Raw genomic sequence first — 14,352 nt, 5'->3', positions numbered from 1 at the left:
GGCCCCTCTGCACAGTCACACGGCACAGGCGCGGGTTTCCGTCGCGGGGTTGGCCAGAAATTGCGACACGCGGACACAGGGGTGGTCTTTCCCCTGTGATCGGGCGGCGGGGCGCTGTATGGTCCGTGGGTCCGGCCAGGTGCCGGGCGTTCTGGACCTGCTGCAATGCCGATGACCGCTGCCACCGAAGTTGAAGACCGGCCCTGGAAGCCCGCCGTGCTGCGGGGCTGGCGGCGGCGCTGCCCGAACTGCGGGGCGGGTCCGATGCTGCGCGGCTATCTGAAGGTGCGCGATGCCTGCCCGGTCTGCGGCGAGGAGCTGCACCACCACCGCGCCGACGACGGACCGGCTTACCTGACGATCCTGATCGTCGGCCACCTGCTGGCACCGGTCCTTCTGTTCACCTACACCAAGTGGCGGCCCGAGCCCCTGGTCATGGCGGTGGGGTTCACCATCGGGACGGTGGCTTTGTCCCTGTACCTTCTGCCGCGGCTGAAGGGGGCGATGGTGGCGCTGCAATGGGCCAACCGCATGCACGGCTTTGGTTCCGCCCCGCATGACTGACGAGGCGATCCGCCCAGCCGCAACGGTTGTCCTGTGGCGGGAAAGCCCGGACGGCCCGCAGGTCCTGATGGGCCAGCGCGGCGAAGGCGCGGTGTTCATGCCGTCGAAGTTCGTCTTCCCCGGCGGGCGCGTCGATCCAGAGGATGCCGCCGTACCCCGGCCCGGCTTTCTGACTGCCGACTGCAGCCGCCGCCTCACGCTGTCCAACCCGCCCGATGCCCCCGCGCCGGAAACCCTGGTGGCCACGGCACTGCGCGAGTTGACCGAAGAGACTGGCCTGAACCTGGCCGGGATGGAGCATCCCTCGCTCCGCTTCATCTTCCGTGCCATCACGCCGCCGGGCCGCACCCGCCGGTTCGACGCGCGGTTCCTCCTGGCCCATGCCGACAGCCTGGACGACAACCGCGAGGATTTCAGCCTTGCCTCCGGAGAGCTGCAGCACCTGCGCTGGCTGCCTTTGCCCGAGGCCCGCGCGCTGGACCTGCCCTTTGTGACCGAGGTCGTCCTGGCCGAGGTCTCGGCCCTAGTGGCGGGCCACGATCAGCCCGGCGTGCCGTTCTTCGACAACTCCGGCACCACCCCGCAGTTCCGCCGGCTGGTCTAGCACCCCGCCCTTGTCGACCGGGAACACCGGATGCGGCACCGGGTCCTTGGCGCGGAACAGGAACTGCCGGAAGATGTCGACATAGCTGCGGTACTGGTAGCCCTCGTTCCGGCGCAGGTAGTGGTCGCGGTTGCCGAAGTAGAGCGCGGGCAGTTTGTACCAGGCGACGCCGGGGTGCATGTGGTGGACGACATGGAAGTTGTTGTTCAGGAACAACAGGCTTAGCGGCCCCTGGCTTTCGATCACCACGGTCCGCGCCCGCGCCGCGTCATGCGCGCGGTGTTCGAGGTAAGTGCGGATCTTCAAAAGGCTCCACCCCAGGTACGCCGCCAGCAGATAGGCCCAGGCGGGCATCGTGCCGACCCATTCCAGCCAGGCCCAGACCATGGCAAGGCCCGGCAGGTGCAGCCCCCAGGCCAGCCAGACCCGCCGGTCGCCCTTGCGCATCGCGGCAAGGTCGCCCTTGGCCAGCGCCCAGGTCGAGATCGCGGGGCCGACCAGCATCCGCCCGAACAGCGTGTTGTTGAAGCGTAGAAGCGCCTTCACCGGCCCTGAAAGTCGCGCCCAGACCGCCGGATCAAGGTAGTTCGATTCCGGGTCGTCATAGGGATCGGTCAGCGCCGGGTCGAAATGGTGCTGCAGGTGCAGGTCCTTGAAGCGCAAATAGGGGACAAAGACCGTAAGCCCCGGGAACACCATCGCTTCGGACAACGTTTGCGACCGGAACGGGTGGCCGTGCAGAACCTCATGTGTCAGCGAGGAGAATTGCGCGATGGCCAGCGCGGCGGCAATGAACCCGAGAGTGGGGGACAGCGTCCAAAGCGCGGTGGTTGCCAGCGCCCAGAGGCCGTAGGTTGCGGCGAAGACGATCAAGGTGGGCCATTCGATGGCCCGGACTTCAGTATGCAAGATGGATCTCGAACAGGGTAACGTTTGTGTGACGATAGCAAGTCCACGCTCTGCCGGGTATTCAGGATATTGTAAACTCAACCCAGCAGCCGTTCTGGAAAAACAACAAGTGTCGGATAAAGTAGACAAGCGCGACCGCGCCCTGACTTTCCGCCAGCGCCTGGCCGAGGCGATGACTTCGCGCAAGGTCAGCCAGTCCGCGCTGGCCCGGGCCTGCGGGGTGGACCGCTCGACCATCTCGGCGCTGTTGCAGGACGGCACGCGCCTGCCGAACGCCCAGCTTGCCGCCGACTGCGCGCGCGCGTTGGGGATCAGCGCCGACTGGCTATTGGGTCTCTCGGGCCGCCCGGAACCGATTGCCGACCTCCTCGCCGCCTCGCTGTCGCTGACCGAGGCCCCGCGCGCCCTGATCGACGAACGCATCTTCGGCTGGCACCAGGAGGCCGCGGGTTACAAGATCCGCCATGTGCCTGCGACCCTGCCCGACATGCTGAAGACGCGCGCGCTGGTCGAATGGGAGTATGAGCCGCAGCTGGGCCGAACCGCGGAACAGGCGATCGGCGCCTTCGAGGACCGGCTGCAATGGATGCGCGGGGCGGGGTCGGACTATGAGATCGCCCTGCCGCTGCATGAACTGACCGCCTTCGCCACGGCCTCAGGCTATTACGAGGGCATCTCGGCCGAGACGCGCCTTGCGCAGCTGCGGCACCTGATAACGCTGTGCGAGCAGCTTTACCCCTCGCTCCGGCTGTGCCTTTTCGATGCGCGCAAGCTGTTTTCCGCCCCGGTCACTGTCTTTGGTCCGCTCTTGGCGGTGATCTACCTCGGCCGCCACTACCTTGCCTTCCGCGACAGTGCCCGGGTCGAGACGATCACCCAGCACTTCGACTTCCTGGTGCGCGAGGCCGAGGTTGGTGCGCGCGACATGGCCGGGCATCTGCGGGCCCTGTGCGACAGGGTGCGCTAGGGCTGGCGCTTGCGACTTGGCAACCGGGCGGAAATCCTGACTATGCGGTCAAGGCGGCCCTATGGACAGTCGCAACCGCCAACCGGGGCAACGACAGGAGGCGTGGATGAGCGACCAGATCGCGGCGCGGGCGAAGCTTGCGGGGGCAGGCGCCCTTGGGGGTCTGTTGTTCTGGGCCGTGTTGCGGGCCTTGGACAACGAATGGATCACGGACTATCCGGCACTGGTCCTGCTGGTTGCGATTTCGACGCTGTTCGGCGCGCTTCTGGGCATGGCGGGGCCGATTGGTCTTGGCCGGGCGCTGCCGCGGGCTGTGGGCCTGGCGGCGGTTGTCGGGGGCCTGGTTGCATTGACCATGCTGCGCTATGCGCGTCCGGACGACTTCATTGATGCCGTGATCCCGGTTCTGGCGCTGCTTGTCGTCGCGGCGCTGCCGGTTCCGTTCCTGATCGCCGGGGCAAAGTCCGGCTGGCGGGACTATCCGGCGCTGTTCCTTGAGGCCTGGTCGGTCGTGCTGCGCTATGCCGCTGCGGGGGCGTTCACCGGCCTGGTCTGGCTGGTGATCTTCCTGTCGGATCAGGTGCTGAACATCGTCGGCATCACGGTGATCGGTGAGCTTCTGCGGCATGATCTGGTGCCGCTGGTCCTGTCCGGTGCGATCCTGGGTCTGGGCATGGCGGTGATCCACGACCTGGCCGACCTTCTGTCGCCTTACGTCGTGCTGCGCCTGTTCCGGCTGTTCCTGCCGGTCGTGCTGGCGGTGATGGTGGTGTTCCTGATCGCCCTGCCGTTCCGCGGGCTGGAGGGGCTGGCCGGAGACCTGTCGCCGGCGCTTCTGTTGTTGACCATGGTGGCGGGGGGTATCTCGCTGGTCTCGATTGCCGTGGATCAGTCGGATGCCGAGGCCGCGCAAAGCCCGGCACTCCGCCGGTCGGCGCAGATCATGGCGGTCCTGTTGCCGCTGGTCGCGGGGCTTGCCTTCTGGGCGATCTGGCTGCGGGTGATGGATCGCGGCTGGTCGCCTGACCGGGTGTTCGTCATCCTGGTGGCGGCGGTCGGAGTGGCCTACGGGTTGGTTTATGCGGTGGCGGTGCTGCGCGGCAGCGGCTGGATGGAGCGGATCCGCCAGGGCAACATCTACATGGCGCTGGTGGCCCTGGTGCTTGCGGCCCTGTGGCTGACGCCGGTCCTGAACGCCGAACGCATCTCGGCCCGGGACCAGCTGGCCCGGTTCGATGCCGGGACCACCCCCATCGAGGCGCTTGATCCGACTGCGATCCGGGACTGGGGCAAGCCCGGGGCTGCGGTAATCGCCGAACTGGAAGTCCGCGCGAAGGAGCCTGGGCAAGAGGCCTTGGCGGCGCGACTGGCGGGTGAGTCTCTTGCACCGGCGGTCGATCGCGAGGCGCTGCTTGCCAGCGTGAAGGAGGTGATTCCGGTGCAGCCGGCGACGGCGACCGGCACCCGCGATACGTTACTCGCGGCCGCCTCGGATTCGACGCTGCAGGACTGGCAGCAGGTCTGCAAGGCGGTGCCCACGCCCGACCGACCCGGCTGCCTGATGGTGGTGGGCGATCTCTTGCCGCTGTTCCCGGGCGAAGAGGCCTTGCTGTTCCTGCCGCGCAACGTGGATTATGTCGAGATCGCGGGCCTTTACATCGGCGAGGTCGGTCAGCTGCACACCCGCAGCACAGTCCGGCCGGATGGCACCTTCATTCCAGCCTCCGAGGCCTTCGCGCTGATCCGACAGTATCAGGTGAGCCCACCCCCGCTGACAGGGGCGATGCTGAACCAGCTGGGCACCGGCGAGAAGGGACTCATAATTCTGCCGTGATCTGGCTCCACTGTAGAATTCGTTAACGGTTCCGGGATAGGGTCGCCGCAGAATGATCGACGGTGACTAAAATGGACGCGCTCTTGCTGCGATCCTTACAGAACTACGTGCTGGATACCTTCGGGTCTGCCAGATGGCAGCAAATCTGCCTGCTTGCCGAACAACCAAGCCAGACCTTCGAGCCGATGCTGCAGTATGAGGCCGGGCTGGCCGACACGGTTGCGGATATCGCTGCACGGGTGCTTGACAGACCGGTCGAGGCGATCTGGGAAGACGTCGGGATCTACCTGGTCGCGAACCCCGAACGCGAAGGCGTCCGCAGGCTGTTGCGGTTCGGGGGAGTGTCCTTCGACGACTTCCTGCATTCGCTGGAAGAACTGCCCGGCCGCGCCTGGCTGGCCCTGCCGGACGTCGAGATGCCCGAGGTCACCTTGTCCGTCGTCGGGCCGGACCGGTACGAACTGCAGTGCCGTTCGAATGTGCTGGGCGTCCAGCGCGTGCTGATCGGCGTGGTGACGGCGATGGCCGACGACTATGGGACGCTGTGTCTGATCGATGCGGGGGAGGACGGTTTCATCAATATCTCCATGCTGGACAGCCGCCACGCCGCCGGGAAGACCTTCGAACTTGCGATGCCGGAGCCTTGAGCCATGGCAGACGACCTGATCCGCCAGCGTCTGGACATGTGTGCGGCCACTCTGGCGCGCTTCATGCCAATGCATCTTCTGCTTGATTCCGAGGGTCGCGCGTTAAGCTTTGGTCCCACGCTTGCGCGGATCCTGCAGGGGGCGGCGGTGCCAGGCGCCCGGTTCGAGGATCTGTTCGAGGTACGCTCGCCCGGGGGGGCGGTCACGGTGCATGATGTCCTTGCCCGGAACGGCAACCGGTTCCGGCTGTTCCTGCGGGGCGGGACCCGGACGGCCCTGCGGGGCCTTGGCATGCGCATCCCACAGGATGGCCGCATCCTGATCAACCTGACTTTCATCGAACTGGTCTCGGCCGTCCGGGATCATGCCCTCCTGGCTTCGGATTTCGCGGCGAGCGAGATGGCAACGGACGTGCTTTTCCTCGCCGAATGGAATTCGACCGTCCTGCGTGAGCTGAAGGGTCTGACCCTGCGGCTGGACGGTGCCCGTGTCGCGGCCGAGGAGGAGGCCATGACCGACCCGCTGACCGGCCTGCGCAATCGCCGGGCCGCCGACCTGGAAATTGAACGGCTGAGCAGGGTCAAGGCCGACTTTGGGCTGATGCATATGGACCTCGACTATTTCAAGAAGGTCAACGATACGCTGGGCCACGCGGCGGGCGACTTCGTCCTGGAAAGTGTCGGGCGCATCCTGCTTGAACAGTTGCGGTCCGACGATTGCGCCGCCCGGATCGGTGGCGATGAGTTCGTGCTGATCATCGTTGGCCGCAGCGATGCCCGCACCATGATGACCGTTGCCAATCGTATCATCGCGCGGGTTCGTGAGCCGATGCTGTTTGAAGGTCAGCTGATCGACGTGTCCGCCAGCATCGGGATCGTCCGCTCGACAAACAGCATCCAATGGGACGCCGTCCAGTTGGTGGCGGCGGCCGATCGCGCGCTTTACGCGGCGAAACATGCCGGTCGTGGCAAGGCGGTACTGGCAGAGTGACGCCGGTTCAGCCCTTGGTGGGCACCGGTCCGGGCGGTGCCAGGACCCAAAGGGCGTCGGGCGGCAGCGACACCGAAAGCTCGGTGTCGGGGATCAACGTGCGGGCACTGTCCGGGGTCACCAGGGCCTGAAGGGCAAGGCCCGAAACCGCAAGCTCGACCCGCGTCAGGCTGCCCAGAAACGCCAGCGACCGAACCCGCGCAGTGCGCTGGTTCGGACCGGGGCCCAGGCGCAGCGATTCAGGCCGGATGGTCAGAAGTCCCGGCCCATCGGCGATCCCGGTCGGCAGGTCCAGCGGACCCAGGTCGCAGTCGAATTGGCCGGACCGCGCCGTACCCGAAATGAAGTTGACCCCGCCGAAGAACCGCGCGACGGCCTCGGTCGCGGGGCGGGCATAGAAGGCCTCGGGCGTGTCGTGCTGCGCAAGCCTGCCGTCCAGCAACAGGGCGATCCGGTCGGCCAAGGCCACAGCTTCAGTCTGGTCGTGGGTCACGACAATCATGGTGATCCCGGTCTCGCGCTGCAGCGTGCGGATCAGCTGGCGCATTTCGTCGCGTAGGCCCGGATCAAGGCTCGACAGCGGTTCGTCCAGCAACAGGACATCGGGCCGCAGGATGAGCGCCCGGGCCAGCGCCGCCCGCTGCGCCTGACCGCCGGACAGCTGCACCGGCTTGCGCTGGGCGAGGTCCGCCAGGCGGACGCGGGCCAGCATCTCGCGAACGCTTTTGGCGATCCGGTCCGCGGACAGGCCGCGCATCCGCAGGCCGAAGCCCACATTCTCGGCCACCGTCAGATGGGGAAACAACAGCGGGTTCTGGAACACCATCGCCACGCCGCGCCGTTCAGGCGGCAGGTCGCGGATCGACCGGTCGCCCAGCCGGATGTCGCCTCCATCCGGCGCGATCAGACCTGCGATCAGCTTCATCGTGGTGGTCTTGCCCGACCCCGAAGGGCCCAAGAGCGCCGTCAGGCTGCCGCTGGCGACCGACAGGGTCAGCCCGTGCAGGGCCGCCGGGGCAGCGGCAGAGTAGGACTTGCGCAGCTGGTCCAGGGTCAGCGCGGTCAAGGCCGCAACCCCTCGGCAAAGGCCGCGCCGCGTCCGGTCACGCCCCGTGCCGTGACAAGAAGGATCAGAAGCCCGGGCAGGATGTACAGAAGCCCAAGCGCCCCGGTCAGGTCGTTCCGCCCGGCGCTGGCATAGCTGAAGAGGAGAAGCGGCAGGGTCTGCACCCGGCCTCCGCCGATGGCGAGCGTCAGAAGGTACTGCGACCATGACACCAGGAAGGCGAAGAGTGCGGCTGTCATCAGGCCGGGCAGGATGGCGGGCAGGGTGACCGTGCGAAAGGTCTGCAGTGGCGTCGCGCCAAGGCTGCGGGCCTGCGCCTCATAATCCGGGTCAAAGCGGGAAAAGACCGCGGCCATGACCAGCACCATGTAGGGCAGGACCGGGATCAGATGCGCCAGGATCACGCCCGGCACGGTGCCGACCAGGCCCAGGCGCAGGAAGACTCCGTGCAGGCCGAAGACGATGGCGATACCGGGCAGGAAGGCGGGGGCGAGGAGAAGGAGGGTGACTAGCCGCTTGCCCCGGAACCGGTACAGCCCAAGGGCGCGCCCGGCGGGCACGCCGACCAGGGCGGCAAGGGCCGTGGTGGCCAGCGCAATGCCGGTGGTGACGGCCAGGCTGTGCAGGACGCCCGTCCGGCTGTTGAAGACCTGCGCCCAAGCCTTCAGCGACCAGGCCTGCGGCAGCAGGTCGGGAAACCGCCAGCCATGCGCGAAGGACCAGATGGCCAAGGGCAGGATCGGCAGGACCAGAAATCCGGCAAGGGCCAGGGCGGCAAGCATCCTGAACCGGTCAGCGCGCATCGCGGGTCCCCAGCCGGATGCTGCGCGCGGCCAGCGCCAGAAGCGCCAGCCCGATGGCTCCAATCAGGATCGCCATTGCCATCGCCTGCGGCTGGCGGGTCAGGTCGGTATCGGTCCATTCCTGCCAGGCCAGGACCGGCAGCGCCTTTGGCGCGTGCTGGCCAAGGACCAGCGGCACTTCGTAGGCACCGAAGGCAAAGGCGAAGACCAGCGCCGAGGCCGTCGCGAGGCCGGGCAGGATCATCGGCAAGAGGACATGGCGAACGGCCTGCCAGCGCGTGGCGCCCAGCGAGCGGGCCACGGCTTCATGGTCCTGGCCCAGGGTTTGAAGGTTGGCCAGCAGGACCAGAAGGATGAAGGGCACCTCTTTCCAGACGTAAAGCAGGATGATGCCGATGGCATAGGGGTCATGGGTCAGGACCGGGAAGTCCGCCGGCCTGCCGATCAGGCCTACGGCATGGGCCAGCCGGGCAAAGCTGCCGGATTGCGAGAAGAGGTAAGCGATGCCGATGGCGCCCACGATGTGCGGGATCGTCAGGTTCAGCTGGGCCAGAAAGCTGATGAGGGTCCGCCCGGGAAAGGTCTGCCGCAGCAGCAGGGCGGCGGCCAGCGCCAGGGTGGCGGCGATCAGGGTCGATGCGGTGGCGATCCAGAGCGACAGGGCGAGGGATTTCAGGAACCCCGGCTCGGTCAGGACGGCGGTGTAGGCGGCAAGGTCAGGCTCGGTCAGACCAAGCGCGGGCATATAGCGGAAAGACCGCATCAGGGTCAGGCCCAGCCCGGCCAGGAACAGCCCGCCCAAGAGCAGAAGCGCAGGCGCAAGCATCAGGGCAAGGCGGGGGCGGTCGGTCACGCGGGGCCTTTCGCGGTGAAGTGCAGGCAGCTTGCGTCAAGCCGGGGGGACGGGCAAGCCGGACGCGGTCGGACGGAAGGCCGTCAGTTGCCGACGTACTTCGCCCAGCCCTCCTCGATCGCGGTCAGCCAGTCGGCCTGCAGCTCGGGCAGCGCGGCCTTGGCCAGCTCTGCCGCCGGGATCACTGAGGGATGCGCCTTGATCTCGGCAAAGCCCTCTTGCACCTCGGGCGCCGTACGGCTGACCTCGATGGCGGGGGCCGCGCCCCAGACCGACGGATCGGCCTTCTTCAGCTGCGCCTCGCCCGACAGGAGGAGGTTCTGCACCACCATCGCCGCGGCCTTGTTGGGCGAGTTGAACGGGATCAGCGTATAGTTGGTGTTGCCGATCGTGCCATCCGCAAGGCCGAAGGACCGCGTCGTTTCCGGATAGGCCCCGGCATCCACCGCAAGGCCGAACTGGGCGGGGTCGTAGTTGAAGGTGAAGGCGACCTCGCCATTGGCAAAGAGCTCGTTCAGCTGGGTCACCGTGGTCGGATAGGTCGCCCCCTCGCGCCAGAGGAAGGGCTCGATCTCGTTCAGGATCGCCCAGGTCTTGGCAGCCGTCTCATCAAACTTCGCCTGGTCAAAGGGGCCAAGCAGGCTGTCCGGCCCGCCTGCTGCGTGGATGAAGACGTGGCGCAGGAAGGCCGAACCGGTGAAGTCCGGGGGCGCGGGATAGGTGAAGCGGCCAGGGTTGGCCTGGATCCAGGCGATCAGCCCGGCCATGTCGGTGGGCGGCTCGGCGACCGAGGCACTGTCATGGGCAAAGGCGAACTGCACGGTGTTCCACGGCACCTCGCAGCCCTCGACCGGCACGCCGAAGTCGTTGGCAATGGCGGGATTGTCCCAGTTCACCAGCGCGTCGTTCGGCAACAGCGCGGTGTAGCCGCAGAAGGCCAGGTCAGCCTGCTTCATCGACCGGAAATTCTCGCCGTTGATCCAGATCAGGTCGACCGACCCCGCGTCCCTCACCCCGGCCTCTTTCTCGGTCAGGACCTGGGTCACGATGTCGGCCGCATCGGTGATCGGCACGCGGTTCAGCGTGATGTCGTATTCGGCCTTCAATTGGTCCGCGACATAGCCGGAAACATAGGCGTTGATGTTGTCCGCGCCGCCCCACATGAACCAGTTGACCGTCCCGCCGCGTGCCTGTTCGACGATCTGGTCCCAGGTCATCGCCTTCAGCGCCTCACCATCGGCGGTTTCGGCGCTGGCGGCGGTCGTCAGAAGAAGCAGGGCGGCAAGGCTGCGCAGCATGGTGGCTCCGGTCGGTTTACTGGCCTTGGTTGAAACCGATACGGGTTTGAAATGCCAGTCACATGGCTGTTTTCCAATTGTAACGAACCCCCCGTCTGCCGGGTTCGGTCAATCGGCCAAAGCCGGCAGGGCGGCAAGATCGGGCGTTTCCTGCAACCATCCGGCCAGTCGGCGCAGGTCACGCGCCAGCGCAGCGGCAAGCGTCGGGTCGGTGATCGGCCTGCCCCAAAGCCGGGCCTCCCCCAACACGGCATCGGCCAACGCCTCGGGGTCGGTCAGGCGCTGCAGGCCGGCGAAGATCGCCAGCACCTCGGGCGTGTCGCGCGGTGGCAGGCCGGCGGCCCCGGGAAAGCGGCCAAGGTAGAACAGCACCCAGGCGGCGAGCGAAAGGGTCAGCCCCCTTGGCGCCATCTGATGAGCGGCCAGATGCGCGGCCATCCGGTCCAGGTTGCGGGCGCGGATCTTCGACACCGCATTCAGGCTGATGTCGTGCCAGTGATGCTGCACGAAAGGGTTGGCAAAGCGGCGCAACACCTCCTCGGCGAAGGCCTGCGTGTTGGCGCGCGGCAGGTCGAGGAAGGGCAGGATCTCGCGGTCGAACAGCCGGGTCAGGAACTGCCGGGCGGCGGGCATCTCCATCGCCGCGCCGACAGTCGGCACTCCGGCCAGCAGGGCCAGCGGGCACAGCGCGGTATGCGCCCCGTTCAGGATCGCGACCTTGCGCAGCTTCAGCTGGGTGACATCGGGGACGACGACGGTGCCCGGATCATGGTCAGCCAGCCGCGGGGCCAGGGGCGGCTGGTCCGGGCGCTGCTCGATGGCCAGGAAATGGAACAGCTCGGTCGTGGTCAGGCAGGGGTCGTGGAACCCCAGCGCCGCCTCGACTGCCGCCCGGTCCGCCTTGGGCGCGCCGGTGACGATCCGGTCGACCAGCGTGTTGTAGAACGGCACCCGTGCGTCCAGCCAGTCGAGGAACGCAGGCGGGAGGTCCCAGGCGCGGGCGTGGTCGCGGACGAGGGCCGCAAGCGTGTCACCGGCGCGGTCGGTCAACTCGCAGGGGATGACCTGCCAGCCGGGGGCATCGGGGCCGAGTGTCCGCCAGCGGTGCAAAAGGAGCGCGGTCAACTTGGCGGGAAAGCTTGCGGGCGGGGTGTCCGTCAGGCGCGCCATCGGGTCGAAGACGATCCCGGTCTCGGTCGTGTTCGACAGGATCACCGCGATCTCGGGCTGGGCCGCAAGGTCCAGTACCCGCCCCCAGTGGGCAGAGCAGTCGATCTCTTCCCGCACGACGGCGACGACCCGCGTCTCGGTCACCGGGGTCCCTTCGGCCCCAAGGCCACGCGAGACGACGGTGTAGATCCCGTCCTGGTCGTTCAGGGCCGATCCGTCGCGCCCGCCCACTGACCGCAGGATCACGATGCCCCAGTCGGTGCCCGCCGCCTGGTTCATCCGGTCGATCTTCCAGTCGATGAAGCCGCGCAGGAAATTGCCGCCGCCGAATTGCAGGATGCGCGGCGTCGGGCGCGGGCGGCCGTTCAGGTGGCGGGCAGAGATGCGGTCCATAAGCGGCCTAGCGTTCGATCAGGAATTTCAGCGTCGTCGCCCGGTCGCGTACCCAGGTGGGCAGGGCCTGCGCCGCCTCGGCGAAAGGGAAGACCCGGGTGATCAGGTCGTCAGGCGGGGTTTGGCGCGCCTCCATCCAGGCGATCACCGCGTCGAAATCGGACCGTAGTGCATTGCGCGATCCCAGGATGTCCAGTTCCTTCAGGTTGAAGAAGCGGGTCTCATAGCTGACCGGGGCCTTGGAATAGCCGATGTAGACCACCCGCCCGGCAAAGCAGGCGAGGTCGATGGCCTGGGTGAAGGTGGCGGGAAGCCCCACCGCTTCGACCACCACATCCGCGCCGTGCCCATCGGTCAGGTCGGCCACGCGGGCGGCCACATCCTCTTGCCCCGGGTCGATGCTGTGCGCCGCGCCATAGCTGCGGGCGATGCGGGTCTTGTCGCCGAAGTCGACGGCAATCACGCGCGCGCCCCGCGCCACCGCGCCGATCACCGCGCCCATGCCGATCATGCCGCAGCCCAGGACCACGACGGTGTCCCGGTTGGTGATGCGCCCCCGGTCCGCCGCGTGAAAGCCGACCGACAGCGGCTCCACCAAGGCCAGGTGACGGGGGGCGAGGCGGTCGTTCAGGATCAGCTTGCCATAGGGCAGGACAAAGCGTTCGGACAACCCGCCGTCCTGCTGCACGCCGAGCGTCCGGTTGTGGCGGCAGGCGTTGACCCGGCCGGCGCGGCAGGCGGAACAGCTGCCGCAGGCGGTGTAGGGCATCACGATGGCGCGCTTGCCCGGCGCATAGTCGGCAGAGACGTCGGGGCCGGCCTCAAGGATCACCACCCCCAGCTCATGCCCCGGTATGCGGGGCAGGCTGACCAGCGGGTTCAGCCCGGTGAAGGTCGCAAGGTCCGAACCGCAGAGCCCGATGTGGCGGACATCGACCAGCACCTCGCCCGGACCGGGGCGCGGATCGGGAACCTCGGCCATGCGGCAGGAGTTCACTCCGTCGATCAGCAATGCCTGCATGGCGGACTCCCCTCCGATCCCGGTGCCATTCTGTCATCCCGCCCAGCGGGCCGCCAGCGTCATGGTGGGGGCGATGGGGATCGCATGGCGGGTCGGATCAACAAATGGAAAAGGCCGATCCGGGGGGATCGGCCAATCCTTAACAATTGGTATACGTCCGCGAGCATCCATCTGATTCCAAAAGGTAATCAGAAAATGTCCACCGTGGACACTTTCGGCTTTTCGCGGTCAGAGGATCTCGCTCATCTTCACGACCCGGGCCTCGGCGACCGACTTCAGCGCCGCCTCGGCCAATGCCAGGGCCAGAAGCCCGTCCTCCCCCGAAGGCGAAGCCTTGGCCTTGCCCGCCATCGCATCGATGAAGGCCGCTATCTCGGCTGCATAGGCCTCTGTATAGCGGGTCATGAAGAAGTCATGCAGCGGCGGCCGGGTATAGCCCGCCCCCGTGGCCACCTCGATGCTGACGGGCCGCTGGTTCTCCGCCGCGACCGACCCCGCCGAGCCATGCACCTCGATCCGCTGGTCGTACCCATAGGTTGCCCGCCGCGAGTTCGAGATCACCGCCATCTTCCCCGTGGCCGTCTTCAGCATCACCTGGACCGAGTCGCTGTCCCCCGCCTTGCCGATCGCCGGGTCCACCAGAACCGCCGCCATTGCCGAGACCTCTGCCACTTCCTCTCCCAACAGGAACCGCGCCATGTCGAAGTCGTGGATCGTCATGTCCCGGAAGATCCCGCCCGACCGCTTGATATAGTCGACCGGAGGCGCGCCCGGGTCGCGGCTGGTGATGACCACCATCTCCACCGCGCCGATGGTGCCCTTGTCGATCTCGCCCCGCACCGCCTGGAAATGCGGGTCGAAGCGGCGGTTGAAGCCGACCATCAGCGTGCCCTTGTGGGCGCGGACGACCTCGAGGCACTGCTTCACGCGCGCCAGCGACAGGTCGATGGGCTTTTCGCAGAACACGGCCTTCCCGGCCTTCACGAACTGCTCGATCAGGTCGGCATGGGTATCCGTTGGCGTGCAGATCACCACCGCGTCGATGTCCTTTGCGCCCGCAATCGCGTCGATGGTGCGCACGTCGCAGCCATATTGGTCGGCAATCGCCTGCGCTGCCGCGGGCATCGCGTCGCTGACCGCCACGAGCTTCGCGGCCGGGTTGCCCGTCACCGCCTTCGCATGAACCTTCCCGATGCGCCCCGCACCCAGAAGCCCGAACCTGATCGTCATCTT

The 14,352-nt window shown here is 67.2% G+C and carries 14 protein-coding genes; 6 read left to right on the top strand and 8 right to left on the bottom strand.

The window, feature by feature from the left end:
- Positions 1–171 precede the first annotated feature (171 nt).
- A complete protein-coding gene (locus tag AC2EAL_RS15050; RefSeq protein WP_484725056.1) occupies positions 172–564 on the top strand; it encodes a DUF983 domain-containing protein in 393 nt (130 codons plus the stop codon).
- The gene (locus tag AC2EAL_RS15045; RefSeq protein WP_484725055.1) at positions 557–1,168 is read left to right on the top strand and encodes an NUDIX hydrolase; all 612 of its coding nucleotides are present in this window, start codon (positions 557–559) and stop codon (positions 1,166–1,168) included. Before AC2EAL_RS15050 ends, AC2EAL_RS15045 begins: the two co-directional genes overlap by 8 nt.
- On the opposite strand, the gene AC2EAL_RS15040 is transcribed toward AC2EAL_RS15045, so the two are convergent.
- Entirely contained in the window at positions 1,088–2,077 is a 990-nt protein-coding gene (locus AC2EAL_RS15040) for a fatty acid desaturase (protein ID WP_484725054.1), read from the bottom strand. The two genes, AC2EAL_RS15045 and AC2EAL_RS15040, sit on opposite strands and share 81 nt — an antisense overlap.
- Positions 2,078–2,186: 109 nt before the next feature.
- On the opposite strand from AC2EAL_RS15040, the gene AC2EAL_RS15035 reads away from it, so the two are divergent.
- From AC2EAL_RS15035 to AC2EAL_RS15020, 4 genes are all read left to right on the top strand, one after another.
- Entirely contained in the window at positions 2,187–3,044 is an 858-nt protein-coding gene (locus AC2EAL_RS15035; protein WP_484725053.1) for a helix-turn-helix domain-containing protein, read from the top strand.
- A gap of 106 nt (positions 3,045–3,150) precedes the next feature.
- On the top strand, positions 3,151–4,878 hold the full coding sequence (locus AC2EAL_RS15030; RefSeq protein ID WP_484725052.1) for a DUF4153 domain-containing protein: 1,728 nt from the start codon (positions 3,151–3,153) through the stop codon (positions 4,876–4,878).
- Positions 4,879–4,949: 71 nt separating this feature from the next.
- On the top strand, positions 4,950–5,525 hold the full coding sequence (locus tag AC2EAL_RS15025) for a heme NO-binding domain-containing protein (RefSeq protein WP_484725051.1): 576 nt from the start codon (positions 4,950–4,952) through the stop codon (positions 5,523–5,525).
- Positions 5,526–5,528: 3 nt separating this feature from the next.
- Positions 5,529–6,515 (top strand): GGDEF domain-containing protein, encoded by a 987-nt coding sequence (locus AC2EAL_RS15020; RefSeq protein ID WP_484725050.1) that lies wholly within the window; start codon positions 5,529–5,531, stop codon positions 6,513–6,515.
- Positions 6,516–6,522: 7 nt separating this feature from the next.
- Here the strand turns inward: AC2EAL_RS15020 and AC2EAL_RS15015 are convergent, their stop codons facing one another.
- The 7 genes from AC2EAL_RS15015 to iolG all read right to left on the bottom strand — a co-directional run bounded on the left by AC2EAL_RS15015 (position 6,523) and on the right by iolG (position 14,349).
- Positions 6,523–7,581, bottom strand: coding sequence for an ABC transporter ATP-binding protein (locus tag AC2EAL_RS15015; protein WP_484725049.1), 1,059 nt, complete (start codon positions 7,579–7,581; stop codon positions 6,523–6,525).
- Positions 7,578–8,384, bottom strand: coding sequence for an ABC transporter permease (locus AC2EAL_RS15010; RefSeq protein ID WP_484725048.1), 807 nt, complete (start codon positions 8,382–8,384; stop codon positions 7,578–7,580). Before AC2EAL_RS15010 ends, AC2EAL_RS15015 begins: the two co-directional genes overlap by 4 nt.
- Positions 8,374–9,237, bottom strand: a complete 864-nt coding sequence (locus AC2EAL_RS15005; protein ID WP_484725047.1) for an ABC transporter permease subunit — start codon at positions 9,235–9,237, stop codon at positions 8,374–8,376. Before AC2EAL_RS15005 ends, AC2EAL_RS15010 begins: the two co-directional genes overlap by 11 nt.
- 83 nt (positions 9,238–9,320) lie before the next feature.
- Positions 9,321–10,535, bottom strand: coding sequence for an ABC transporter substrate-binding protein (locus AC2EAL_RS15000; protein WP_484725046.1), 1,215 nt, complete (start codon positions 10,533–10,535; stop codon positions 9,321–9,323).
- 108 nt (positions 10,536–10,643) lie between these two features.
- Positions 10,644–12,098, bottom strand: coding sequence for a tagaturonate reductase (locus tag AC2EAL_RS14995; RefSeq protein ID WP_484725045.1), 1,455 nt, complete (start codon positions 12,096–12,098; stop codon positions 10,644–10,646).
- A 7-nt stretch (positions 12,099–12,105) separates the two neighbouring features.
- A complete protein-coding gene (locus AC2EAL_RS14990) occupies positions 12,106–13,119 on the bottom strand; it encodes a zinc-binding alcohol dehydrogenase family protein (protein ID WP_484725044.1) in 1,014 nt (337 codons plus the stop codon).
- Between the two features lie 228 nt (positions 13,120–13,347).
- The gene (gene iolG / locus AC2EAL_RS14985; protein WP_484725043.1) at positions 13,348–14,349 is read right to left on the bottom strand and encodes an inositol 2-dehydrogenase; all 1,002 of its coding nucleotides are present in this window, start codon (positions 14,347–14,349) and stop codon (positions 13,348–13,350) included.
- Between the last annotated feature and the right edge of the window lie 3 nt (positions 14,350–14,352).

Source organism: Tabrizicola sp. T74 (assembly GCF_057219935.1).
Note: the sequence above shows the minus strand (reverse complement) of the source record. Positions and strands in the feature narration are given on the sequence as shown.

Coding starts and splice junctions, on each gene's coding strand:
- AC2EAL_RS15030 (WP_484725052.1), top strand. CDS start 3,151: ATGAGCGACCAGATCGCGGCGCGGGCGAAGCTTGCGGGGGCAGGCGCC.
- AC2EAL_RS15050 (WP_484725056.1), top strand. CDS start 172: ATGACCGCTGCCACCGAAGTTGAAGACCGGCCCTGGAAGCCCGCCGTG.
- AC2EAL_RS15010 (WP_484725048.1), bottom strand. CDS start 8,384: ATGCGCGCTGACCGGTTCAGGATGCTTGCCGCCCTGGCCCTTGCCGGA.
- AC2EAL_RS14990 (WP_484725044.1), bottom strand. CDS start 13,119: ATGCAGGCATTGCTGATCGACGGAGTGAACTCCTGCCGCATGGCCGAG.
- AC2EAL_RS15025 (WP_484725051.1), top strand. CDS start 4,950: ATGGACGCGCTCTTGCTGCGATCCTTACAGAACTACGTGCTGGATACC.
- AC2EAL_RS15000 (WP_484725046.1), bottom strand. CDS start 10,535: ATGCTGCGCAGCCTTGCCGCCCTGCTTCTTCTGACGACCGCCGCCAGC.
- AC2EAL_RS15045 (WP_484725055.1), top strand. CDS start 557: ATGACTGACGAGGCGATCCGCCCAGCCGCAACGGTTGTCCTGTGGCGG.
- iolG (WP_484725043.1), bottom strand. CDS start 14,349: ATGACGATCAGGTTCGGGCTTCTGGGTGCGGGGCGCATCGGGAAGGTT.
- AC2EAL_RS15020 (WP_484725050.1), top strand. CDS start 5,529: ATGGCAGACGACCTGATCCGCCAGCGTCTGGACATGTGTGCGGCCACT.
- AC2EAL_RS14995 (WP_484725045.1), bottom strand. CDS start 12,098: ATGGACCGCATCTCTGCCCGCCACCTGAACGGCCGCCCGCGCCCGACG.